This is a genomic window from Mycobacterium interjectum, from assembly GCF_900078675.2.
Classification (GTDB): Bacteria; Actinomycetota; Actinomycetes; order Mycobacteriales; family Mycobacteriaceae; genus Mycobacterium; species Mycobacterium interjectum.
On record NZ_LT546237.1, the window covers coordinates 2,517,176 to 2,540,586 of the forward strand.

The 23,411-nt window shown below is 67.1% G+C and carries 22 protein-coding genes and 2 pseudogenes; 5 read left to right on the forward strand and 19 right to left on the reverse strand.

Annotated features, from left to right (window positions below; translation table 11 throughout):
* Positions 1–135 precede the first annotated feature (135 nt).
* Positions 136–1,377, reverse strand: coding sequence for a PPE family protein (locus BN4348_RS46420; protein WP_066914439.1), 1,242 nt, complete (start codon positions 1,375–1,377; stop codon positions 136–138).
* Positions 1,378–2,215: 838 nt separating this feature from the next.
* Between BN4348_RS46420 and BN4348_RS46430 the strand changes: the two genes are divergently transcribed.
* Positions 2,216–4,171, forward strand: coding sequence for a SpoIIE family protein phosphatase (locus BN4348_RS46430; RefSeq protein ID WP_066914443.1), 1,956 nt, complete (start codon positions 2,216–2,218; stop codon positions 4,169–4,171).
* Between the two features lie 19 nt (positions 4,172–4,190).
* Here BN4348_RS46430 and BN4348_RS46435 read toward each other — a convergent pair whose 3' ends face one another.
* The 9 genes and pseudogenes from BN4348_RS46435 to BN4348_RS46470 form a co-directional block, all read right to left on the reverse strand.
* Complete coding sequence (locus BN4348_RS46435; protein WP_160040491.1) at positions 4,191–5,228, reverse strand: amidohydrolase family protein; 1,038 nt, start codon at positions 5,226–5,228, stop codon at positions 4,191–4,193.
* A gap of 82 nt (positions 5,229–5,310) precedes the next feature.
* On the reverse strand, positions 5,311–6,096 hold the full coding sequence (locus BN4348_RS46440) for a GntR family transcriptional regulator (RefSeq protein WP_066914447.1): 786 nt from the start codon (positions 6,094–6,096) through the stop codon (positions 5,311–5,313).
* Entirely contained in the window at positions 6,093–6,785 is a 693-nt protein-coding gene (locus BN4348_RS63135; RefSeq protein ID WP_328589017.1) for an NAD(P)-dependent oxidoreductase, read from the reverse strand. Before BN4348_RS63135 ends, BN4348_RS46440 begins: the two co-directional genes overlap by 4 nt.
* A pseudogene (locus tag BN4348_RS63140) lies at positions 6,763–7,197 on the reverse strand (hydroxyacid dehydrogenase); the annotation flags it as partial. The pseudogene BN4348_RS63140 and the gene BN4348_RS63135, both read right to left, overlap by 23 nt.
* Positions 7,194–8,045: a phosphonate ABC transporter, permease protein PhnE gene (phnE, locus tag BN4348_RS46450; protein WP_235852766.1), complete on the reverse strand. Its 852-nt coding sequence runs from the start codon at positions 8,043–8,045 to the stop codon at positions 7,194–7,196. The gene phnE and the pseudogene BN4348_RS63140, both read right to left, overlap by 4 nt.
* Positions 8,042–8,923: a phosphate/phosphite/phosphonate ABC transporter substrate-binding protein gene (gene phnD, locus BN4348_RS46455; protein ID WP_066914607.1), complete on the reverse strand. Its 882-nt coding sequence runs from the start codon at positions 8,921–8,923 to the stop codon at positions 8,042–8,044. Before phnD ends, phnE begins: the two co-directional genes overlap by 4 nt.
* Positions 8,923–9,756: a phosphonate ABC transporter ATP-binding protein gene (locus BN4348_RS46460; protein WP_211145739.1), complete on the reverse strand. Its 834-nt coding sequence runs from the start codon at positions 9,754–9,756 to the stop codon at positions 8,923–8,925. Before BN4348_RS46460 ends, phnD begins: the two co-directional genes overlap by 1 nt.
* A gap of 63 nt (positions 9,757–9,819) precedes the next feature.
* Positions 9,820–11,055: an acyl-CoA dehydrogenase family protein gene (locus BN4348_RS46465; protein ID WP_066914454.1), complete on the reverse strand. Its 1,236-nt coding sequence runs from the start codon at positions 11,053–11,055 to the stop codon at positions 9,820–9,822.
* Positions 11,052–12,203, reverse strand: a complete 1,152-nt coding sequence (locus tag BN4348_RS46470) for an acyl-CoA dehydrogenase family protein (protein ID WP_066914455.1) — start codon at positions 12,201–12,203, stop codon at positions 11,052–11,054. Before BN4348_RS46470 ends, BN4348_RS46465 begins: the two co-directional genes overlap by 4 nt.
* Positions 12,204–12,599: 396 nt before the next feature.
* Here BN4348_RS46470 and BN4348_RS46475 point away from each other — a divergent pair, with 396 nt between their 5' ends.
* On the forward strand, positions 12,600–13,061 hold the full coding sequence (locus tag BN4348_RS46475) for a hypothetical protein (protein WP_211145740.1): 462 nt from the start codon (positions 12,600–12,602) through the stop codon (positions 13,059–13,061).
* On the forward strand, positions 13,058–13,726 hold the full coding sequence (locus BN4348_RS46480) for a flagellar basal body-associated FliL family protein (protein WP_066914456.1): 669 nt from the start codon (positions 13,058–13,060) through the stop codon (positions 13,724–13,726). The genes BN4348_RS46475 and BN4348_RS46480 overlap by 4 nt, the downstream gene beginning before the upstream one ends.
* Before the next feature lie 12 nt (positions 13,727–13,738).
* Here the strand turns inward: BN4348_RS46480 and BN4348_RS46485 are convergent.
* The 4 genes and pseudogenes from BN4348_RS46485 to BN4348_RS46500 all read right to left on the reverse strand — a co-directional run.
* A pseudogene (locus BN4348_RS46485) lies at positions 13,739–13,885 on the reverse strand (alpha/beta hydrolase); the annotation flags it as partial.
* Positions 13,886–13,944: 59 nt separating this feature from the next.
* Positions 13,945–15,093, reverse strand: coding sequence for an amidohydrolase family protein (locus BN4348_RS46490; RefSeq protein WP_066914457.1), 1,149 nt, complete (start codon positions 15,091–15,093; stop codon positions 13,945–13,947).
* Positions 15,093–16,130, reverse strand: a complete 1,038-nt coding sequence (locus BN4348_RS46495) for an amidohydrolase family protein (RefSeq protein WP_066914608.1) — start codon at positions 16,128–16,130, stop codon at positions 15,093–15,095. The genes BN4348_RS46490 and BN4348_RS46495 overlap by 1 nt, the downstream gene beginning before the upstream one ends.
* A gap of 5 nt (positions 16,131–16,135) precedes the next feature.
* Positions 16,136–16,495 carry a Rieske (2Fe-2S) protein gene (locus tag BN4348_RS46500; RefSeq protein WP_084454267.1) on the reverse strand — a complete coding sequence of 120 codons (360 nt, stop codon included), beginning with the start codon at positions 16,493–16,495 and terminating at the stop codon, positions 16,136–16,138.
* A gap of 120 nt (positions 16,496–16,615) precedes the next feature.
* On the opposite strand from BN4348_RS46500, the gene BN4348_RS46505 reads away from it, so the two are divergent.
* Both BN4348_RS46505 and BN4348_RS46510 read left to right on the forward strand, forming a co-directional pair.
* The gene (locus tag BN4348_RS46505; protein WP_066914458.1) at positions 16,616–17,842 is read left to right on the forward strand and encodes a cytochrome P450; all 1,227 of its coding nucleotides are present in this window, start codon (positions 16,616–16,618) and stop codon (positions 17,840–17,842) included.
* Positions 17,839–18,993, forward strand: coding sequence for a Zn-dependent alcohol dehydrogenase (locus BN4348_RS46510; RefSeq protein ID WP_066914459.1), 1,155 nt, complete (start codon positions 17,839–17,841; stop codon positions 18,991–18,993). Before BN4348_RS46505 ends, BN4348_RS46510 begins: the two co-directional genes overlap by 4 nt.
* Here the strand turns inward: BN4348_RS46510 and BN4348_RS46515 are convergent.
* The 5 genes from BN4348_RS46515 to BN4348_RS46535 form a co-directional block, all read right to left on the reverse strand.
* Positions 18,990–19,781: an SDR family NAD(P)-dependent oxidoreductase gene (locus BN4348_RS46515; RefSeq protein WP_066914461.1), complete on the reverse strand. Its 792-nt coding sequence runs from the start codon at positions 19,779–19,781 to the stop codon at positions 18,990–18,992. The genes BN4348_RS46510 and BN4348_RS46515 overlap by 4 nt on opposite strands.
* Before the next feature lie 91 nt (positions 19,782–19,872).
* The gene (locus tag BN4348_RS46520; RefSeq protein WP_096866164.1) at positions 19,873–20,121 is read right to left on the reverse strand and encodes a dsRBD fold-containing protein; all 249 of its coding nucleotides are present in this window, start codon (positions 20,119–20,121) and stop codon (positions 19,873–19,875) included.
* Between the two features lie 105 nt (positions 20,122–20,226).
* Positions 20,227–21,054 carry an SDR family NAD(P)-dependent oxidoreductase gene (locus BN4348_RS46525; RefSeq protein WP_066914465.1) on the reverse strand — a complete coding sequence of 276 codons (828 nt, stop codon included), beginning with the start codon at positions 21,052–21,054 and terminating at the stop codon, positions 20,227–20,229.
* A gap of 18 nt (positions 21,055–21,072) precedes the next feature.
* Positions 21,073–22,293: a cytochrome P450 gene (locus tag BN4348_RS46530; protein ID WP_066914466.1), complete on the reverse strand. Its 1,221-nt coding sequence runs from the start codon at positions 22,291–22,293 to the stop codon at positions 21,073–21,075.
* 11 nt (positions 22,294–22,304) lie between these two features.
* Entirely contained in the window at positions 22,305–23,327 is a 1,023-nt protein-coding gene (locus BN4348_RS46535; protein WP_066914467.1) for an LLM class F420-dependent oxidoreductase, read from the reverse strand.
* Between the last annotated feature and the right edge of the window lie 84 nt (positions 23,328–23,411).

The following is a 23,411-nucleotide window of genomic DNA, read 5'->3' on the forward strand; positions in this document are numbered from 1 at the left end:
CGAACACACGCGATTGGGCCTCAGCCAGGAGGCTTTTCACAAACTTGTCGTGTGCGGCCGCGAACCGAGCGCGGACCGCCCTCGACACGGCATCCGCCGCGCTCTTCTTCGAAATCGTTTCGCGCGCAACGACGGTCATTGTGCACCCGTGGGTACCAGGAAGATGTTGACAGCGCCGCCGGCCTCACCGGCAGCAACCGCTCCCCCGGCCGTGCCCGCCGACCGTGGGGCGGCGCCACCGGTGCCAACCATCGCCCGTCCGGCCAGGCTGGACAGGGCCATGTTGCTGAACAAGGGGCCCTCGCCCTGCGCCGCGACCGCAGCAGGGCCCCCACCCGGCCCGCTGTCCATCAACACCGCCGCGACTGGCTTGACAGCCGGGGCGGCGGTGGTCCAGCCCTGGGGCACGGATAAACCACCCACGAGGCCCGCGCGGCCAACCCCCGCCGATACGGTGGAACCCAGCCCACCCGTCTCCGAACCCACGTTCGCCAGGCCGGCGCTGCTCGCCGACGCGGCCGCCGCCTTGCTCGCGGCGTTGGCGATGTTCACTGCGTTTTGGGGCAGCAGGTAGCTCTGGACGCCCAGCAGGTACGGCACGCCCGGAATTGTGAAGAGCGACAACGGCGACGACGGCCCCGTTATCGAGCTGATGATGGTATTGACGGATGACGCCAGCGAGGCTGGGGCCGACGGGTCCGCGGCGGCCGCCGGGGCGGCCGAGGACGCCGGTGCCGCCAGGCTTTGCAGGGAGGAAGGCACCGCCGACATCAACTGCGGCAGCGTTTGTGTTTGCCCTGCGGCCCCCCCGACGGCCTGCGCGATCGCGGCGGCTTGTCCGGCAGAGCCAGCCGGGTTGGTGGTCCGCGGCGGAGGGTTGAACGGCGTGACCTGCGAGGCGGTCGCCGAGGAGCCGGCGTAGCCGTACATCGCTGCCACGTCCTGGGCCCACATCTCGATGTACTCGGACTGGGTCTCCATGATTGCCGGGGTGTTTTGACCGAGCAAATTCGTCGCGACCAGCGCCATCAACCGCGCACGGTTGGCTGCCACCACCGCCGGTGGCACCGTCGTGGCGTACGCGGTCTCGAAGGCGAGGGCCGCCACCCTGGCTTGAGTAGCGGCCTCCTCGGCCTGCCCGGCCGTGGCGCTGATCCACGACGTGTAGGGCGCGGCCGCGGCCGCCATGGTCGCCGAAGCCGGGCCTCGCCAGTCCACCGTCAGGCCCGAGATCACCGAGGAGTAGGACGCCGCCGTGGAGTGCAACTGCGCCGCCAAGTCATCCCAGGCCGCCGCCGCGGCAAGCATCGGCCCCGATCCGGGGCCGGTGTACATCCGGGTCGAGTTGACCTCCGGCGGCAGTAGGCCGAAATCCATTAGCACGCAACACCTCCTACCTAGACCGCGGCGCGAACGCGGTCCGGCGAGCCGCCCCATGCGATCTTGTCACCACAAGTTCAGGGCTCTCCGTCTTTTCCTCTCTACGCGCGTCTTCCCGAATACGCGCCACATATTCTGGAAGCTTGCGTACTGAAACCTGTTGAAACGCTGACGCTTGCGCGCCTGTGTTCGGACCGTCGCGGGGTGTCAACGACGAAAGATTAGGAGCGCGACGAGAACTGAGCTTGAGAAAGCGGAGGAGCGATGAGCACGGCACCGGAGCATCGGGCGACGGTCGAGATCGAAGGACCTCGCGCTTATCACCGAGCAGATGAAAGGCTCGAGGAGCTCGGCCAGCGAGACGACACGGGCAACGTCTACGACGACAAAGACGTCTACGACCCAGCGTCCGATGGGGCACCGCACTTGCCGGTCGGCCGCCACGCGTGGCGCACTACAGCGCGATGGGCGCGCTCAGCGATCGTGACGAGCGCCGGTGGTCGTGGACGGGACGCGGCGATTCCCGCCGGAACCGACCGGCCACGATCCCGGTGGCCGGTCGCGGGCGATCCGTCCGTTCAGCGCTGGCGACCACGTGACACGAAGCCCCGGTTTGGCGCTGTCACAAGCGCAACAACCCCTCATCAGACCAGCAATTCAGTAGGATACTACACCTATGCAACTATTTCTACAACGGATAATATAGGCGCTTAAACGAACTGGTCCCCCACGCACCCGACTGTCGTTGCTAATCTGGACAACTACGTGTGCAAACGCCATGCATTCGGCCTGGTTATGTGACTGCGTAGCGGGGTTCGGTGGAAGGGACGGCCAATTGGTCGCCGAAAAGGAGTGGGACAAGACGGTCGGTGCGGCCGACGATGTTCGCCGCGTCTTCGAGAACGTCCCCGCGATGCTGGTAGGCCTGAAGGGGCCCGACCACCGGTTCGTGGCGGTCAACGCCGCCTACCGCGCATTCAATCCGAGGGGCAACCCGGTTGGAAAGCTTGCGGTCGAGGTCTTCCCCGAGTTGGAGAGCCAGCAGATCTACCAGATGTTCGACCGGGTGTACGAAACGGGCGAACCGCAATCCGGGAGAGAGTGGCGGCTGCAAGCCGACTATGACGGATCGGGCATCCAGGAACGGTACTTCGACTTCGTGGTCACACCGCGCCGCGGGGACGACGGGTCGGTCGAGGGCGTGCAGATCATCTTCGACGACGTCACCGAGCGGGTGCGGGCGCGACTGGCCGCCGAGGCGCGCATAGAGGACCTCTCCGAGCGCTACCGCAGCGTGCGCGATTCGGCCATCGTCATGCAGCAGGCGCTGCTGGCCCCGTCGGTGCCCGTCGTTCCGGGCGCCGACATCGCGGCCGAATACCTCGTCGCCGCCCAGGACACCGCCGCCGGTGGGGACTGGTTCGACGCGATAGCCCTCGGGGACCGGCTGGTCCTCGTCGTCGGCGACGTGGTCGGCCATGGCGTCGAGGCGGCGGCGGTGATGTCGCAATTGCGCACGGCCCTGCGCATGCAGATTTCACTGGGGCACAGCATTGTTGAGGCGCTCGAAGAGCTCGATCGCTTCCGCGAGCACGTGCCGGGTTCCAAGTCGGCCACGCTGTGCGTCGGTTCGCTCGACCCTGCGACGGGCGAATTCCAGTACTGCACAGCGGGACACCCGCCACCGCTACTGGTGAGCGCCGGCGCAAAATCGCGGTTCGCGGAACCCTCGGGCGCGGGGCCCCTGGGCAGCGGCACCGGATTTCCGGTGCGCTCCGAGGTGCTGGAGGTGGGCGACTCGGTCCTGCTGTATTCCGATGGCCTGATCGAACGGCCGGGCCGGCCGCTGGGCTCCAGCACCGCGGAATTCGCCGAACTGGCCGCGAACATCGCCAGCGGCAGCGGCGGCTTCGTCATCAACGCGCCGGGGCGTCCGATCGACCGGCTTTGTTCGGAGACACTGGAATTGCTGCTGCGAGAGACGGGCTATCAGGACGACGTCACCCTGCTCGCGGCGCAACGGCGCACGCCTCCGCCACCGCTGCGCATCACGGTGGACGCGACGATCCATGCGGCGCGCGCGGTCCGCACGCGGCTTCGTGACTGGCTCTCGGAGATCGGGGCCGACGCCGACGACATCTGTGACGTTGTGCACGCGGTCTCCGAATTCGTCGAAAACGCGGTCGAACACGGGTACACAACCGAAGTTCCCGACGGCGTCGTCGTCCAAGCCGCGCTGGCCGGTGACGGAAACCTGCACGCCTCCGTGATCGATCATGGACAGTGGAAGGACCACCGCGAAGGCGCAGGGGGTCGCGGGCGCGGACTCGCGATGGCCGAGGCCCTGGTGTCGCAGGCGCAGATCACGCACGACGACGGCGGCACGACGGCCAGCCTGACACACCCGCTTTCGCGACGGGCCAACTTCATCACTGACACGACCGTCAGCCGCTCACGCCGCCGAGACGTCGACTCCGAATTCGTCTCCCTAGTCCACGCCGCCGGCCGCATCGTCGTCAGCGGCGACGTCGACACCACCACCGCGTCCACGCTGGACCGCCAGATCGCGGTCGAAAGCCGCTCCGGCATAGGGTCTTTGACGATCGACCTGAGCGGAGTCACCCACCTCGGATCGGCGGGCGTCAGCGCGCTGGCCGCCGCCCGCGACCGGGCGCAGACGCAGGGTGGCGCCTTCGTGCTGGTGGCCCCGCCCGGCAGCCCGGCCCATCATGTCTTGTCGCTGGTCCAAATGCCGGTCGTCAGCGGCGATCCCGAGAACACCTTAGAGTAGTGCGGCCCCGCCGAGGCGGTCATGCAGTCGGATGCCCCGCGAGCCAGCGTCGCTCGATCGACGGGTTACCAGCGGCATATCGAACGGCAATCATGTCGGCGATCTGTCCTGCCGCGATGCGCCCCCTGTCGGTGAGTCCCGCGACGGCGGCAGGTGCCGAGCTGACAAGACGCACCGCGTCTTTCCATGTGAGGCCGCCGTCGGCCAACGTGTAGGCCGCGGGCAGCATCGCTTCCGGCGAGTGATCGGACACAAGGGCGTCGAGAGAGCCGAGCGCAAGGGCTTGGCGAACCGACAGGTTGCCGTATCGGGAGCCTCCGGCCAGCACGTTGCCGGCTCCCATGATCACCCGCGCGCGGCGGCGCCGGGCCTCCGCTGCGGCCGAGGCGCGGACGGGGAACTCGATGCCGTTGACTCCCCGAGCCAGGTTGGCGGCCACCGACACGGGGCCGTCATCGTCGTGACTGAGGACGGTCACTCGCTCGAGGCGGGCCGCCTCGAGCACTCGGCAACGGTTGTCGTCGACGCGCGGCCTGCCGGCACGGAGGCGGGCGAGCCGATCGTCGATCGTGGCTTCGTCTTCGCCCTGGCGGCGCCGGTACAGGCGCCATGACTCGACCGTGCGGAATTGCCCTTGGCCCGGCGTGTGGTCCATCAATGACACCAGGTCGACCAGACCGGCGCGCAGCGCTTCTACGGCGACTTCCGCGCCATCGCCGGTGACGTCTACCCGCAAATGAGTCCGCAATCGGCACGCATCAACGCGCTTGCGCAGCGCCAGCAGTGCGGGGATGGCCGCGGCCGGTGACCGTTGCGGGTATGCGCTGTGCTCGACGGCCACGCAGCCGAACGCTGTGGTGATGCCGGCCTCTAGGCAGCGACGGCTAAACTGCGCCGCGCCTGCGATGGGCCCGTACTGACGGGCCAGAGCTTCGTAGCTGTCGCCATGAAGGTCCACGCATCCGGGAATGAGATCGATTGGCGCACAATCGATGGCGAGAACGCCGGTTGGGCGGGCCGAATCAACCGAGCTGATGTGCGCGCCGGTGACCGTCACCCACCAATTGCGGTGCTCGCGGCCGTCGGCGACCAGGCGTCGCGCTCGGATCGCCCAGCGCGCGTTGCGGCCTTGCGTGGTCTCAGCCATCGCGGACGACGGGCGTGGGAGCGCCCATTTCCACGGTGACACGAAAGACCTCCGGTCGCAGCCAGGAGTGAGTCAGATCTATTGGGCGGTGGACGGTTTGGCTGTCGGTGCGGCTCTCGAGCACGATGAGCGGGGGTTTGCCGCGCAGCTGCAACCTTTGCGCAATCGTGTCGGGGGCCGCCTGCAGTCCGAGCTTTGTCCAGCCCCGGACCGGCGTCAGTCCGTAATGTTTGTCCAGCACGTCGAAAAGTGAACCGTCGGGCGCCAGGTGTGCGGCGAGGCCGGTCACCAGATCCTCGGGCAGGTAGCTGTCGGCGCACGCGGCCAGTTCGCCATCGACGTAACGCAGTCGGGAGACCAGTAGCACCCGGGATCCGGGCCTCGCACCCAGTGCGGCGGCCACCTCCGGCGTCGCGGGTACGGGGTTGATGGATTCGGTTCGGATAAGCGGCGTCGCACCTTGACTGCGGACGCTGGCGCTCCAGCTGGGGACCAGGTTCGCCGTGATGTTGTAGTCGACCATTTTCGAGACGAAAGTTCCCGCGCCGCGGCGGCGACGTACCAACTGGCGTCGCTCCAGCTCCTGCACCGCAGCGCGGGCAGTCAGTCGGCTGATTCCCTCGGCGGCCGACAGCTCCGGTTCTGAGGGCACACGGGTCCCCGAGGGCCAGCGAGCGACTTGTTCGGCAAGCTTGTCGGCGACCACGAGGTAAGTGGGTTTGCCTGCGCGGGACGTGTCGTCGGCGAGGCCGTCCCGGCCGGAGGTCGTGAATCTCAATTGTTGGTCCCCGACATTGCGATGGTGTTTACCGCAGCGGACGGGGCCTTGCCAATGCGAACGTCGAGGATGCTCTGTGCGGCCGCCAGCTCGATCTGGCGACGGACGTCACGAACGGCCGAACCCAGATGCGGCGTGAACACGGTGCGGTCGTGTGCGAGGAGGCCGGGCGGAATTTCGCGCGGCCGGCCCGCGTTTGCCCAGTCCTCGAAAGCGAAGACGTCGGCCGCGTAGCCGCCCAGCCGACCGCCCGTGAGCATGTCGGCGACCGCGTTCTCGTCGACGACCGAGCCGCGGCCCACGTTGACGAGCAGCGCTTCGTCGCTAAGCAGCCGCAATGCCGTCGGCCCGATCAGATCGCGAGTCTGGGCGGTCAGGGGCGCGGTGAGCACCACCGCACTGCTTTGCGCGAGAAGTACCTCGAGGGTCACCGGCCGCGCGCCCACTTCCACCGCGACGGCGGCCGGCACTGGTTTGGGGTCGGTGTATTGCAACTTCGCGTCGAACGCTCGCAGCCGCCGGGCCACCGCGCGCCCCACCGCGCCCATTCCGACGATCCCGACCTGGCGGCCGGCCAGCCCGCCGCCGTAGAACTCCGGCCGCCAACCACGGTGCCGGCCCAGGCGGACGTGCCGGTCGCNGGGAAAGAGCAACACCCCCGCCGCCGTAGAACTCCGGCCGCCAACCACGGTGCCGGCCCAGGCGGACGTGCCGGTCGCCGGCGAGGATGTGGCGGTCCAGCGCGATCAGGAGCCCCACCGCGAGTTCGGCGGTGGAGTCGGTCAGCAGGTCCTCGACGTAACTGACCCAGATTCCGCGACTGGTGCAGGCCGTGACATCAACGTTGTCGTGGCCCTTGAACGCTCCCGCGACCACCCTGAGCCGGGGGCTGTGCCCCAGCAGCTCCTCATCGATGTGGTCGGGCATGAACGCCAACAACGCATCCGCGTCACGGCATCGGCTGAGCAACTCGCGGCGGGTGAGGCTGCCTGGTGTCTGGTTGGCGATCACCTCGCATGACGCCCCCAGTAGGTCAAGCACCTCGTCGTGCACCCGATGGGTGATCACGACCCGAAACGGCTCGCCCGCTTGTGGATTCATGAGAACCTCCGCCGCAGCCAGCCGCTGGCGGCGTCGACGACGGTCACCGTCGCCAAGATGATCAGCATGATCGCCGCCACCTCCCGGTACTGCAGCGTCCGCAACGACGCGATGAGTTCAAAGCCGATGCCGCCCGCGCCGACGATGCCAAGCACTGTCGACGCCCGAAAGTTGTACTCCCAGCGGTATATTGATACGTCAGCCAGCTGGGGCAGGACTTGGGGCAACACGCCGTGCACGATGACCTGGACGGGGCGAGCCCCAACCGCGCGGGCGGCCTCGATCGGGGCGGGACTGACGTGCTCGATGGCTTCGGCGTAGAACTTGCCCACCATGCCCACCGAATGCAATCCGAGTGCCAGTACTCCCGGCAACGCGCCGAAGCCCACGGCCGCGACGAACACGATGCCCATGATGAGTTCGGGCACCGCCCGAAAGCTGTTCAGGATCGCCCGGGCCAGGTGGTAGACGACGGGGTGCGGGGTGGTGTTGCGCGCCGCAGCAAGCCCGAGCGGGAAGGACAACGCGATCGCGATGGCCGTCCCGGCCACGCTCATCGCCAGGGTGTCGAGCAGCGGCAACACCCAGGAACCGGCCCGGCTGAAGTTCGGGGGCCACATCTCGCCGAGGAGCGACAACAACGCGGGCGCCCCTTCGCCGAGGCGTCGTGCATCCAGGAGCCCGACGTAGGCACAGCAGCCGAGCACCAACGCGGCGGCGGCGATGGTCGCGAGGATGGTGCGGATGCGCCGCCGCTCGTCGAGGCGCACGATCGTCGCGTATTCGGGCTTGCATTCTGCCCCCGTGTCCGTGGGGCCGTGCCGGGTCCCTCGCGTGATGACCGTCACCGGCTCAGGCTGGACAAATCGAGCCCCAGCTGCGAGCTCAGCTTGCGCACGACGTCGTAGTCCGCGTCGGTCACCGGCGCGAATCCGGCCGCTTTGAACGGCTTGAGCACCGCGGGATCCTGAAGGGTCAAAAACGCGTTGACGATGGATGTCTTGAGCGTCGAGTCGAGGTCGCTCCGCATGGTCCACGGATAGTTCGGGTACGGCTTGGACTCGGCGAGGACGCGGACCTTGGCCGGATCGATGGTGCCCTTCTGCACCAACGTTTCGAAAATCGGTTTGCTGATCCCGCCTCCTGCCGCGTTCCCGTTCTGCACGGCAAAGGCGACAGCGTCATGGGCGCCGACAAACTGCTGCTGATAGTCCTTTCCCGCGGTTAAGCCCTGATCGGCGAGCATCGATTTGGGAATCAGGTGACTCGATGTGCTCGCGGGGTCGCCGTAGGCCACGGTCTTGCCCCTGAGGTCACCGATCGCCGCGATGTTTTGGCTGACGTTGCCGATCACCAGCGCGTGGTAGACCGGCGGCTCGCCCGCCTTCTCCACGAGCCCGGCGAACGGCTCGACGTCGGGGTCTTTCGACCTCGCCAGCACGTAGGACAAGGGGCCGAAATAGGCAAGCTCGAGTCGGCCTCGCCGCATCGCCTCGATCATCGATGAGTAGTCCGTGGTGACCACCAGCTCGATCTGTTTGCCGAGTTTGGACTGCAGGTAGTCCTTCAGCGGTTGGTTGTTCTGGATCACCGTGGCGGCGTTTTCGTCGGGCAGCAGCGCGACGCGCAGCACGGCAGGGTTGACGGTCGTCTGCCCGTGCGAGCCCCCGCAGGCGGCGAGCAGGAAAACCACCAACGCGATCACGATGACGCGAACAGTCTTCATCAGGATTCCTCCGTCGTAGGGCACGCTGGGCCGCCGCGGTCGCGGCGGTAGATGCGGGCGATCTCCGCAGGACCGATGCGGCCGGGTGATTCGTCGACCACCACACGGCCTTCGCAGAGTCCGACGATCCGGTCGGCGAAGCGCTGGGCGAGCTCGACCTGATGGAGACTGACTACGGCGGTGATGCCGTCCTGCCGGCAAATTTCCCGAAGAAGGCCCAGGACGGCGATCGCAGTTTCCGGATCGAGGCTGGCCACCGGCTCATCGGCGAGGACGATGTCGGGTTCCTGCGTGAGCGCCCGGGCGATCCCGACCCGTTGTTGCTCGCCGCCACTGAGCCGGTCCGCGCGCACTACTGCCTTGCCGAGCAATCCCACCCGGTCCAAAGCCGCCAGCGCGCAGTGCTTCTGCGCTCGGCTCGGCGGCAAGAAACCGCGGACCAGGCCGGCGGACCCGACGGTGCCGAGCAATGCGTTCCGCAGCGCCGTATATCGACCGATCAACTGATGTTGCTGAAAAATCATCCCGGTTCGCCGCCGGTGCTCGCGGAGGCGCGCGCCGCCGGCCAGTGGCCCAACCCCGGCCACCTCGACAAACCCGCTCGTCGGAACCACCAGGTGGTTCATGCATCGCAGCAACGTCGACTTGCCGGCTCCCGACGGCCCCAACAAAACAGTGAATCGACCGGCCTCGAAACCAAGGGTCAGCGGGTGCAGCGCTGTAGTCGCTCCGTACTGGACGCCCACGTCGTGCAACTGGATCACAACACTCCCAAAGGCAGTTGTATAGACAACTGGCAAATTAGAGAGCGATCGTGAACCGGCAGCGACCATCCGGGTAGTGATCAGGCGACATTCCGATGAACGGGATGAGCCGACGCCGCGGCCCCGGTGCGGTCAGCGGCCCACCCCGTGCCGCACCTGACTGAACGGCACCCCGCGGTCGGCGGCGTACTCGCGCGGAAAGCCCAGCACCCGCTCGCCGATGACGTTGCGGGCCATCTCGGTGGTGCCGCCGCCGATGGCGACGTTCTGCCGGGACAGGTAGCGCAGCCCGGCCTCCAGGCCCTCGCCGAATTCCCCTACGACGCCGGCACTTCCGGCGATCGCGAGCGCGGTGTCCATGTCCAGGGTCACGGTCTCGGAATGGAAGAGCCTGATGAGCGTCCCGGCGGTGGGTGGCAGGATGCCGTCGCGGACGTTGCGGTACACGTGGTCGATCAATTGCTCGGCCACGGCGCGGTGCACGAGCACCCGGCCGGCCATCTCGTGGACCCGTTCGTCGTCGGCGCGGCCCGTCTTCTCGGCCAGGGCCACGTAGTCGACGGGCTTAGAGGAACCGCCCTCGCTGCCGCTGCCGCTGGAGAACTCGGAACCCTGCCCCACCGCCCGGCGTTCGTGATACAGCTGCCGAGAGGCCACCGCCCAGCCGCCGTTGACCTCGCCGACGACGGCGTCGTCGCCCACGTCCACGCCGTCCAGGAACTCCTCGCAGAACTCAGTCGATCCACTCAGCATGGTGATGCGCCGCAACGTGATTCCGGGATGTGCGATGGGCACCAGGAACATGGTCAGGCCTTCGTGCTTGGGCACGTCCCAGTCGGTGCGCGCCAGGCACAGTCCGTAGTCGGCGGCAAAGGCGCTGGTGCTCCATGTCTTCGCGCCGTTGATCACCCAACGATCGCCGCGGCGTTCGGCCCGGGTGATCACACCGGCCAGGTCCGACCCGCCGCTGGGCTCGCTCAACAGCTGCACGAGCACCTCGTCGCCGCGCAGGGCGGCGGCGATGTGCCGCTTCTTCTGCTCCTCGGTGCCGGTGTCGAGCAGGGTGGCGCAGCAGATGGTGAACGTTGGGGTGTTGAGAATGAGCGGCATCTCGTAGCCGAAGGATTCGGAGTCGAACGCCTTCTGGTATTCGTAATCCAGGCCCAGGCCGCCGTACTCGCGGGGAAAGCAAATACCGGCGAATCCGCCTTCGTAAAGCCGCTTTTGCAATTCGCGGGCGCGCTGCCACGATCGCTCGTCGTCGCGCGGGACCGGCGGTGGATGCTCGGGATCGATGGCGGGCATGTTGTCCCCCAACCACTCTCGGGCCCGAGCGGCGAACTCGGCGACGGATTCGGTAGTCGTCATCCGGCGTTCGTCACCGATCGGGCCGCCTTCTCCGACTCGTACACCCGCAGGTTGTGTTCCTCGGGCGTGCCGAACATGGCCCGGTACAACGTGACTCGCCTCAGGTACAGGTGCAGGTCGTGTTCCCACGTCACGCCGATGCCGCCGTGCATCTGCACGCACGCCTGGACGACCCGCACGGCCATCTCACCGACGTAGGACTTGGCGATGCTGGCCGACAAGCCCGCGCCCGCCGAGCGGGCGGCGACGTCGGCGACCGCGGCGGCGGTGGTGGCGCGACAGGCTTCCAGCCACAGCTTCATGTCGGCGAATCCATGCTTGAGCACCTGATAGGACGCCAGTGGACGGCCGAATGTGTGCCGGTCGAGCGCCCATTGCGCGGTGAAGTCGAACACCGTTTGCAGGATGCCCACCACCTCGGCACACTGCAGCACCTGGGCGATCTGGCTCTGCCGGTCGATGAGGGCGGCGGTCTCGGTCGCGCTGCCGACAACCGCCGACGGCTCCACGACCGCGCCGTCGAAATGCACCCGCGCGTATTGCTTCACCAAGTCGACCGACTGCTGGGGCTCGATGCGCACGCCCGGTGCGTCCGTCGGGACCAGAAATTGACGAACCTCGCCGCCGCATCGCGCCACGACGAGCAGCACCGCACTTTGAGCGCCGGCCTCCACCCGGTCTTTGGTGCCGTCGATGCGAAAGCCGACATCCGTCTGGGTGGCCGTCACCGAGGGATCCAGCGGTGCCCAGCCCCGCCCGGGCTCGCTCACCGCCCACGACGCCACCGTTTCACCCGACATCAGCGACTCGATGGTGTCGGTGTGCGAGGGCGCATCGGCGCACTCGGCGAGCGCCGCGAGCACGACGCTGACCGGATACAGCGGTCCCGGCGCCACCGTCTTGCCGAGTTGTTCGGCGACCATGGCCAGATCCTCGACACCGCTGCCCGAGACGCTGCCGCCGCCCAACTCCTCGGGCACCAGGAGGGCCGTCCAGCCGAGTTCGGCGGCACGGCGCCACCACGCCGGGTCGAAGGACTCGCCGGCCGCATGCAGTTCGCGGACGCGACGCAGCGGCGCTTCTTTTTGTAGAAAGGCCTGGGTTGTGGAAGCGAAGAGTATCTTTTCGGGAGAGTCGACAGCGGTCATGACGCCGGAGGATTCGGGAGAAAATGTGGGTGATTGATCATCCGCCTGGTCGGTTCTCGTCGGAGTTCGCTGGAGACTCTGATGTTAGCAATGAGCAATACCGTAAGAGATACCGGAGTTCAATCGATAATGGTCGTGACGAGCGGTAATCGCGATGGCTGACGCGGACCCCGACGCGAGGGAGTTGCTCGAAGAGGCCCGGGCGGNGCCGCGGCGAAAGCCCGCGCCGTCGCCGCACGGCTGCGGCGTGAGGCCCTCGGCGGGCCCGAGACCGTCGAGGCGTACGGCGACGACGAGGACTACGACGAGGATTACGAAGACGACTACGACGAGGACTACGACGAGCCCGTCACGGAGCAAGCGGCCTGGCGACGGCGGTTGCCGGCGCTCGCCGCGGTGGCCACCGTCATCGCCATCTGCGCTTTCGCCGCTCTCAGCGCATACATGGTGCTCCAACACCGCGACGCCACCCAAAACCAACAGCGGGAAGCGGCATTCATCGCGGGCGCCAAGCAGGGCGTCCTCAATATGATCTCCCTCGACTTCAACAACGCCAGAGAAGACATCCAGCGCGTGATCGACAACGCCACCGGGCAATTCAAAGACGACTTCCAACAGCGGGCCAACGACTTCATCTCGGTGGTCACCCAATCGAAAGCGGTGACCGAAGGGACCGTGAACGCCGCCGCCCTGGAGTCCATCAACGGCAACTCCGCGGTGGTGTTGGTCTCGGCGACCTCACAGGTCACCAATTCCCCACCCGGAAAGGACGTGCCACCGTTGGTCTGGCGGCTGCGCGTGACGGTCGCCAAGGTCGGCGGGCAGTACAAGATGTCGAAAGTTGAGTACGTACCGTGACCGGAGACGTGCGCGACATGGATTCGGCTGCACCAGAAGGCGAACCCGAAGCCGGCGTCGACACCGACGTCGACCCCGAAGCCGAAGAGTACGCAGCCGATGACACCGCGGAACCCGATGCCGACGAGGAGGAGGACTACGCGGAGCTGAGCGAACCTCGGCGCCGCGGCCTGCCTCCCGGCCTGCGCAAGATCGTTGCGTCGGTTCTGATTGTGCTACTGCTGATTTCCGGCGGCGTGGCGACGTGGCTGTACTTCAAGCAGTACCGGCCCGACCAACAGACCGATACCAGCGTCGCCCGAACGGTGGCCCGCGCCGGGTCCGACGCAACGGTGGCGTTGCTGTCCTACTCGTACGACTCGCTCGACAAGGACTTCGCCGCCGCCAGGAAGCACCTGACCGGCGACTTCTTGTCCTACTACGACCAATTCAGTCAGCAGACCGTGGCCCCGATGGCCAAGCAGAAGTCGATGAAGACCACCGCCAAGGTGACGGGCGCCGCGGTGTCGGAGCTACACCCCGACTCGGCCGTCGTGCTGGTGTTCGTCGATCAGGTCACGTCGACCAAGGACAGCCCCCAGCCGTCGGTGGCGGTCAGCAGCGTGCTGGTGCGCATGAGCAGGGTCGGCGGCAACTGGCTCATCACCAAGTTCACCCCGATCTAGCCGCCTACATGGCGCGCAGACACGGCGCAGCGTCTGCGCGTGCAGCGCCCGATTCTCCTGCGAGACAACCCAATCGGGAACCAGCGAGTCGAAGCCGTTGCATGCCGCTGCGATGACATGCAATTTGGTGTGAACGTACGCGTGTAGCAGCCGGTTGGCCTAGTCGGTTGAGGCCTTGCGGCCGTGTCAGGTTGGCCTGCGTAAGGTCCGCCAATGCGTCACCGTTCCCCGGGAAGCGCCTTGACGGTCGCCGGAAGCCCATAGAGGGCCGTCGCGTTGCCGCGCATGATCCGCTCCCGCTGGTCGGCGGGGAACCGGTTGATCGCATAGGTGGGCGAGTCGTAGCTCCAGTGCGGGTAATCCGTCGAGAACATCAGGTTGTCGCCGAGGTCCATCATCTCGAGGTACTCGCGGAACTGCACGGTGTCGGTGTCTTCCAGCGGCTGAGTGGTGAACCGAACGTGTTCGCGCACATACTCCGACGGCCTCCGGCGCACGTGCGGCAGGTCGCCGCGGCGGGCTTCCCAGATCCGGTCCATCCGCGACATCACCGGCATCGCCCACGTGAAGCCGCCTTCGACGAAGACGATCCGCAGGTCGGGGTGGCGGTCGAACGCGCCGTCGAACACCAGGCTCATCAGGTGCGAGACGTACAGCAGCGGCCAGGATGCGAAGAAGTCGTGCCAGTGCGCGGGGTTGCCGACCGGGTAGATCGGGATCAACTCGAAGGGTGTCTGCCCCATCAGGTGTGTGGCCACCGGGAATCCGTTGCGCGCGGCCGCCTCGTAGAGCGGGTCGAAATGCGGGTTTCCGAAAGGGATTCCACGGGTCTGGGGTGTCATCAGCACCTGGGCCATGTAAGGGTGCCCCGCCCACCGCTCGACTTCGCGGGCGGCCAGTTCCGGTGTCTGCGCGCTGATGCTGATCGAGCCGCGCCAGCGGCCGTGCCAGTTGTATTTGTCCAGCCAGACGTCGGCGAGCCAGTCGTTGTAGGTCGACTTCAGAACGTGCTCGGCCTGGGGCAGCTGGGCATCGCACATCGGCTCCAGCGTCGCGATGCTCACGCCGGCATCGAGCAGCAACTGCTTGGCGGCGAAATCCGGGTCGCTGCCGGCGACCCCGCCGCCCGGCGGGGCGGCGTCCAGGCGCAGCGACATCGTCTTGTACGAATCGGGTGTGTCGTAGAAATGCGGCACCGGGCTGACCGCGTTGCCCGTCGGCCAGATCTTGTCCACCCATTCGGCCGGCGCGTAGGACTTGAGCACATCGGCCGAGACCGGCAACGGGTGCACGTCGGTGTCGACGATCCTCACCGCTATCTCGTCCTCTTGACCGGTGGCCGAATCGAGCCGTTCGATCGTCGTCATCACACACGCTCCTTCAGCCCATAGAGCTCACCGGCGTTGCGCCACAACACCTTTTCCCGCTGAGCGGCATCCAGACCGTCGGCGGTCGCGTCCGGCGCCGAGGTGGACCAATGGGGATAGCCCGATCCGTACATCAGCAGGTCGGACTTGCCGGTGAAGTCCATCCACCGCTGCATCGACTCGGCCTCCGTCGGCCCGTCGAATGCCGAGGAGCAGAACCGGACGTGGCCGGGCAGGTATTCGCTGGGATACCGGTCGACCCACGGCGTCTGGTCGCGCATCGACAGCCAGAAGGTGTCGAGTCGCCACATCAGCGGGGTGAGGATGTCGTAACCGCCGTCGGCGAACACGAACTTCAGGCCCGGGTGCCGACCGAACATACCCTCGATGATGAGGGTGGCCAGATGCACGAAGTAGTTCAGCGGCATGAACGCCGCGTATCCGGGATAGGTGTGCGCGTGCCCGGCGAAGGTGGGCGGGTGGTCGACGCCGTTGCCGCCGTTGATGTGCACCGCGACCGGCAGCCCGTGCGCGGCGGCCGCCTCCCAGATGGGCTCGAACATCGGCTTGCCGTACGGCTCGCGCGACTGCATGGGAACACCGACCTGCACCAGCTTCGGGTGGCCGGCGAGGCGCTCGATCTCGGCGACGGCGCCCTTGGCGTCTTCGGGGTTGACGCGGATGGTGCCCCGGAACCGGTCGGTGGTGTCGGGCTCCAGCCAGCGATCGAGCAGCCAGTCGTTGACCGCCGCGCAAATTCGGCTGTTCAGCAGGTAGTCGGCGATGTTGCCGCGGGTCAGCGGGTTCAGGATGGCGTGCTTGACGCCCATGTCATCGAAGAGGTGCCGGCTCACGGTCTCGGGATCCGAACCCGGGTAGTGGTCGCCGTAGAGGTCCTCCCGGTAGTCGCCGCCGGGCGCCTGATACCACTGCTTCTCGACATCGGGGATCGACCGCAGCTGGTGCGCGGCCGGCAGGTAGCGCCGTATCTCCGCGTTGTAGCGAAAGTGCGGTTGCACGCATGCGTCGATGATCATGGGATTCATGCGGTCAAAAACACCTCCCCATCGGTGACATCGACCCGGTAGGTGCGGATGCGGCGGCGCGGATCGGCGACGTTTTGGCCCGTGGTGACGTCGAATTCCCAATTGTGCCAAGGGCATCGCACGATCTGACCGTCGCGGACGCGGCGTATCCCGTCGGGCGATTCCGGAGCCGGCTCGTTGGTGCCGCCGAGCAGGCCCAGGCACAGCGGGGCGCCCTCGTGGGAGCAGTAGTTGACGATCGCGTACAGCTCACCGCGCACGTTGTAGACGCCGACGCCGAACTTGCCCACGTCGACCAGCTTCATCCCGCCGGGCGGCAGTTCGTCCAGGGAGCACACGAATCGCCGGTCGGGCACCTGAGAATCACCGCCTCCTGGACAGAGCACAACCCGTTGGGCTTCGTTGCTATTTATACTATGATAGCGACATTCCCTCGGCACCTATCCGCCTTACCCGGCTGCTCAGGAGGAGCGCGAATGACGCTCAGCACGGACCCCGACGGCCAACCCGTCACCCTCGACCTCACCGGGGAGACCAGCCCGTATCCGTTCTTCGAATACATGCGGCGCACCGATCCGGTCTGGCACGGTTCGCTGGCGGACCACTCGCAGATGCCCGAGGAACTGCGGCCGAACGACGAATGGGTCCTGTTCGGCTACGACGGGCTGTTTCAGGCGTTCCGCGACGACCGCGTGTTCACCTCGGCCGCCTACGACAAGACCATCGGATTGGTGATGGGCCACACCATCCTGGCGATGGGCGGCAAGGAGCACCACGACCACCGCAGCCTGGTGGCCAAGGCCTTCCGCGCCACCGCGCTGGAGCGATGGGAACCGTCGGTCATCGGGCCGGTCTGCGATGAGCTGATCGACGAGATCAAGAACGACGGCCACGCCGACCTGGTGAAGGCCCTGACGTTCGAGTTTCCGACCCGGATCATCTCCACGCTGCTCGGTCTGCCCGCCGAGGATCTCGACATGTTCCGGCGGTTGTCCCTCGACCTCATCTCGATCCCGACGGACATCATGGCCGGGCTCAACGCGGCGGCCGAGCTGCACGGCTACTTCCTCGACCAGGTGGAGCAGCGGCGCCGCAAGCTCACCGACGACATCATCGGCGACCTGGTGGCCGCCGAGATCGACGGCGAGAAGCTCACCGACGAGGCGATCATCGCGTTCCTGCGCCTGCTGCTGCCGGCCGGGCTGGAGACCACCTACCGCTCCTCGGGCAACCTGCTGTACCTGTTGCTGACACACCCCGAGCAGCTGGCGATGGTCCAGCGGGATCGGTCATTGATCCCGGCCGCCATCGAGGAGGGCCTGCGGGTCGAAACGCCGCTGACGATGGTCATGCGCACCACCACCGAGGAAATCGAAATAGGCGGCAAGACAATACCGGCCGACGCGCAGGTCGACATGTGCATGGGCTCGGCCAACCGCGACGAAAGCCGTTGGCCCGACCCCGACGCGTTCGACATCCTGCGGCCGCGCCACGCCCACATCGCGTTCGCCGCCGGTATCCACATGTGCCTGGGCATGCACCTGGCGCGGCTGGAGACGCGTGTCATGCTGAACAGCCTGTTGGACCGCGTCCAGCATTTGGCCTTCGTGCCCGACGACGGAACCGGCGAGGAGTCCAGGATCGTCGGCCTCACCTTCCGGTCGCCCAACAAGCTTCCCGTCACGTTCACCCCGGCCGCATGAGAAGCCGCGCCGCGATTCTGCACGACGTCGGCGGGCCGTGGTCTGTCGAGGAGTTCGAGCTGGACCCGCCGCGTGCCGGCGAAGTCCTCGTCCAGCTGGCCGCCGCCGGGTTGTGCCACTCCGACGACCACATCCTCAAGGGCGACATGTCGGCGCCCAACGAGGTGATGCGCTCGCTCGGGTTGCCGACGATGTTCCCGACGATCGGCGGCCATGAGGGGTCCGGCATCGTGCGCGAAGTCGGCGACGGCGTCACCGATTTCGCCCCGGGCGACCACGTGGTGATGTCGTTCGTCGCGGTGTGCGGGCAGTGCCGCTGGTGTGCGACCGGGGTCGAGTACCTCTGCGACGTCGGCATCGGCACCATGGTCCCGGGGATGCCCACCGATGGCACCTTCCGCCACCACACCGCCGACGGCCGGAATCTGGGGCACATCGCCAAGGTCGGCGCCTTCGCCGAACACACGGTGGTGTCGACGAATTCGCTCGTCAAGATTGATCCGCACCTGCCGCTGGCACCAAGCGCCCTGCTGTCGTGCGCCATCCCGACCGGCTACGGATCCGTCGCAAACCGCTCCAACATGCGCGCCGGCGATACCGTCGTCGTCATCGGCGTCGGCGGAATAGGCACCGGCGCGATCCAGGGCGCCCGGATCAACGGCGCGGCACACATCGTCGCGGTCGATCCCGTTGAATTCAAACAGAAATCGGCGCTGCAGTTCGGCGCGACGCACAGCGCCGCGACGGCCGCCGAGGCGCTCGACGTGGTGCGGGACCTGACCTACGGGGTGATGGCCGACGCCGTGGTGGTCTCGCCGTCCCTGATCATCGCCGACGACGTCCGCGACGCGGTGAAGCTGACCCGCAAGGGCGGGACGTGTGTCCTCACCGGCATGACGTCGCAGCTGACCCGGTCCGTCAACATCGACCTGCAGGACTTCATCCTGATGAACAAGACGCTGGCGGGCACCATATTCGGCTCGTGCAACCCGAAGGCGGACATCGCGCGGCTGGCCCGGCTCTACCAGACCGGGCAGCTGCAGCTCGACGAGATGATAACCAAGCGCTACCGCCTCGACGACGTCAACGACGCGTACGACGACCTGCTCAACGGCACCATCGTCAGGGGCGTGATCGACTTCGGCAGCTAGGCCTCTTTGGCTTTCTCCCGCTGCTCTCGGATCTGCCGCAGTCGCTTCAGCCGCATCAGCTTCTCCAGTTGGCCGTATGCGTCGATCGGGCTGTGCAGGGCCAGCCCGCCGTCGGCGTGCACCACCTGACCGGTCACCCAGGGCAGTTCCAGGACACCGACGATGGCGCCGGCCACGTCGCTGGCCTCACCCAGGCGACCGAGCGCGGTCCGCCTGGACAGGCCGTCGGCCCAGCCCAGCCAGGCGTCGGGGTTGGGCAGCATCGGGGTGCGCGTCACGCCCGGCCCGACGGCGTTGACCCGGATGCCGTAGGTGCCCCATTCCACGGCGGCGACCTTGACCAGCATGTCGACGCCGGCTTTGGACACGCAGTATGCGCCCATGTCGCGATCGGCCACGGTGCCACTGATGCTGGAGACGGCGACGATCGAACCGTGCACCTCGGCCTCGACCATGGCCTGCGCGGCGGCGCGCAGGGTCAGCCAGGTGCCGGTGAGGTTCACCGACAGCACCCGTTCCCAATCGGCGGGCGCCTGTTTGAGCAACAAACCCGACGGGCCCGACGACCCGATACCGGCGGACGTCACCACCCGGGTCGGCACCCCGTGCTCGCGCACCGTTTGCTGCATAGCTGCGGATACTGCGTCGGGATCGCTGACGTCGCAATCGATGTCGGCGCCCGACAGGTCCCACGTCACAACCCGGTGGCCCGCGTCGCGCAGCAGCCCGGCGACCTCCAGCCCGATGCCGGACGCGCCGCCGGTCACCAATGCGGTCGATGCGGTCACTGCGCGGGACCGATCAGCTCGACGTGGCTCATGAGCTGCAATGTTAGTACCCGCACCCAGGCCACCGGCCTGGCGGCCCGGGTGTGTGCCGTCAGGCCCCGATCCGGCGCAGCCCGCTGACCTTCTTAGCCAGGTCCGAGAGCGCCCGAGCCGCCGCCCGCTCCTGGCCGGCATCGCACGACAAAGTGTCGGCCGGGTGGCGGTAGGCGATCCCGACCCCGGCCAAACGCACACTGCCCCATTGCAACTCGGCCTTCGCGTATGTTCTTCCGCGGTGCTCGTCGATCGCTATGGTGACCATCGGATGCGTCGGAGAATTCGGGCAACTTGTGTGGTACATGTACGAATCATGCTGCGGGACAGAAGCGCTGTCGCGCTCATGGAGCGGCGTGGCGCATTCTGGTGACTTTGGTCCCACCGCCGAATGCCAATGGACCTCGCGCGGTCAAACGATTTTGGCCAGGGTGCGATCCCACAGCTCACGCGCCAGCACGGGATCGTAGGCCGTGCGGTTGGCCCTGGCGATCTTGCCATTCGAGTAGTACTCGCCGGAGGTCCAGTCGACACCGGGCGTGCTCGACGCCAGCCAGACCAGCTGGTCGGCCGCCTCGTCGACGGTGGCGGTGAACCGGACCGCCAGCGGCACGCGGTACTTCATGAACACGAGGAACCGCGAGCCCGAGGCATCGCCGAAGTTGGAGTTGACATAGCCGGGGTGAAACGTCACCGCGGACAATCCGCGGGCGTGGTAGCGCCGATGTAATTCCCTGGTGAACAAGACGATCGCGAGTTTGGTGAGGGCATAGGCGGAGCTGGGCCGGCGCCCGGTCGTGTCCTCCAGGTCGGCGATCGAGACGCGCGGAACCATTCGGTGCGACGAGCTGGTGGTGTTGATGACGGTTGCGCGGGAATCGACAAGCACATCGATCAACCGCGTGGTGAGCAGGAACGGCGCCAGGTAGTTGACCTGGAGGGTCATCTCGTGGCCGTCCACGGTCCGCTGCGCCTTGGTGAACAGGCCGCCGGCGTTGTTGGCCAAGACGTCGATGCGCGGGTACCGGGATCCAATCTCGTCCGCCAGAACCCGGACCGCGGACAGGTCGGCGAAGTCCGCCACGAAATGGTCGGCGTCCAATTCGGCGGCCACGGCGGCGGTCTTGCTGTGCGACCGGCCGACCACCACGACGTTTGCGCCACCCCGGCGCAGCCGACGGGCCGCCGCGGCGCCGAGTCCGTCGCTGGCACCGGTGATGACGATCGTCCTGCGCGCCATGGCCTAGAGGCTAGGGAATCAGGCCAGCGAGTAGCGCACCGGCAGGTGCTTGAGCCCTCCGACGAAGGTGGTGGCGATGAGTTCGGGATCGCCGGTCAGCTCGATGGATTTCAGCCTGGGCAGCAGCTCGGAGAAGAAGCTGCTGACCTCCATGCGGGCCAGCGCCGCCCCCATGCAGAAGTGCACGCCATAGCCGAAGGCCAGGTGCTTGTTGGGGTCCCGCCCGACGTCGAAGCGGAACGGGTCGTCGAAGACGTCCTCGTCGCGGTTGGCCGACACGTAGGACAGCAACACGGAATCGCCCGCGGCGATCGGTATTCCGCGCACGGTGGTGTCCGCGGCGGCGGTGCGCATGAACTCCTTGACCGGGGTGACCCAGCGGATCATCTCGTCGGCGGCCAGCGGCATCAGGTCGAGGTTGTCGCGCAGGCGCGCCAGCTGGTCCGGGTTCTCGATGAGCGCCTGCATGCCACCGGAGATGGTCGCGCTGGTCGTGTCGTGGCCCGCGGTGGCCACGATGAGGTAATACGACACGGTGTCGATGTCCGACAGCGGCTCGCCGTCGATGCGGGCGTTGGCGATCGCCGACGCGAGGTCCTCGGTCGGATGCTCGCGGCGCGAGGCGGTCACCCCGTTGAAGTACTGGAACATGTCGAACAGCGCGGGCAACTGATCCTCGTTGGTGGTGCCACGTTTGAATTCCGCGTCGTCGCTGCCGAACAGCTCCTGGGTCAGCTTGAGCATGCGCGGGAAGTCGGCCTCGGGCAGCCCGAGCAGCGACATGATCACGTACAGCGGGTAATTGACGGCGACCTGCTGGACGAAGTCACATTCGGGCCCCACCGCCATCATCTTGTCGACGTAGCTCTTGGCGAGTTCGTCGACGCGAACCTTCAACGCCCGCATCGCCTTCGGGCGAAACCAGTCGGAGCCGATCGCGCGCACCACCCGATGCTGCGGGTCGTCCAGGTGGATCAGCGTGCGGACCCCGGCGGCGACCGCTTGCTCGTCCCCCTCCACCGTGGTCAGCACGGGCCGCGGCCAGTTGGTGAACAGCATGTTGTCGCGTTCGATGTCCATGATGTCGGCGTGCTTGGTGATCGCCCAGAACGGCTTGTAGTTCGGCACGTCGACCCACGACACCGGCGCCTTGGCGCGCAGGTGAGCCAGCGCCGCGTGCAGCCGCCGCTCGTCGGTGTACGCCAGCGGATCCGTCAATAGCTTGCCGGCCTCGTCCATCGTCGACGTGCTCACTCGCGAAACTCCTTCACTACGGCGGTGATACAGGATTGGGAAGCGGTCATAAAGATGGGCAGGACGCGATCGACGGCGCCCTCGCAGCGACTCTTCAAACCCGCCGCGATCGTGTCCACCGGACCGACGACGGCGAAAGCCGCCAGCATCTCGTCGTCGATGAGCGAGCCCATGGTCTCCCACTCCCCGGCCAGGGAGAGGCGGTGCAATTCGGTGTGCAGGTCGCCCCAGCCATGCAGCTCGAGGACCTTGCGGTAGGCCGGCGTCGAGCCGTAGAAGGCGATCTGCTTGCGCACGGCGGCGCAGGCGAGCGCCAGTTCGTCGTCGCTCTCGCCGGTGGCGACCAGCACCTCGCACGACACCTCGAAGACGCCGCGATCCCGCCCGGAGCGCTGCATCCCGCGCAGCAGGGCCGGCAGCGTCACCTCCTCGAGGTAGCGCTTCGAGACCATCGGGTGGCCGAGGTGGCCGTCGGCGACCTCGCCGCACATCTCGGTCATTTTTTCGCCCACCGCGGCCAGGAACACCCTCGGCGCCGAATGAGGCTGCGGCTCGGGGGTAAACATCGGCGTCATGATCTTGTGGGTGTAGAAGTCGCCCTCGAAACGAAGCTTCGTGCCGTCCTGCCACGCCGACCAGATCGCGTGCAGCGCGGCGACGAACTCGCTCATCCGGGGCGCCGGATGGCTCCACGGCATGCTGAACCGCTTCTCGATATGGGGCTGGATCTGGGTGCCCAGTCCCAGGATGAACCGTCCCCGCGAATAGGCCTGCAGGTCCCAGCCGATGTTGGCGACGATCATCGGGTTGCGGGCGAACGCGACCGCGATGTTTGTGCCCACCTCGAGTCGCGACGTGTGTTCGGCGGCCAGCAGCACCGGCAGAAACGGGTCGTGGTTGGTTTCCGCGGTCCAGCCGCCGTCATACCCGTCCTGTTCCAGGGCGCCGGCGACGGCGGGCGCCCGGGCGAGTTGATTGGGGATGCCCCCGTCGAGCTTGAGGCGGGGGGTGCTACCCATGCGGGCAACTTTACAGTAAGCAATCCAGTATGTGACCCTGCTTATCTGTCGGCGCGACGAATCTCCCGTGAGGTAGGACATAGG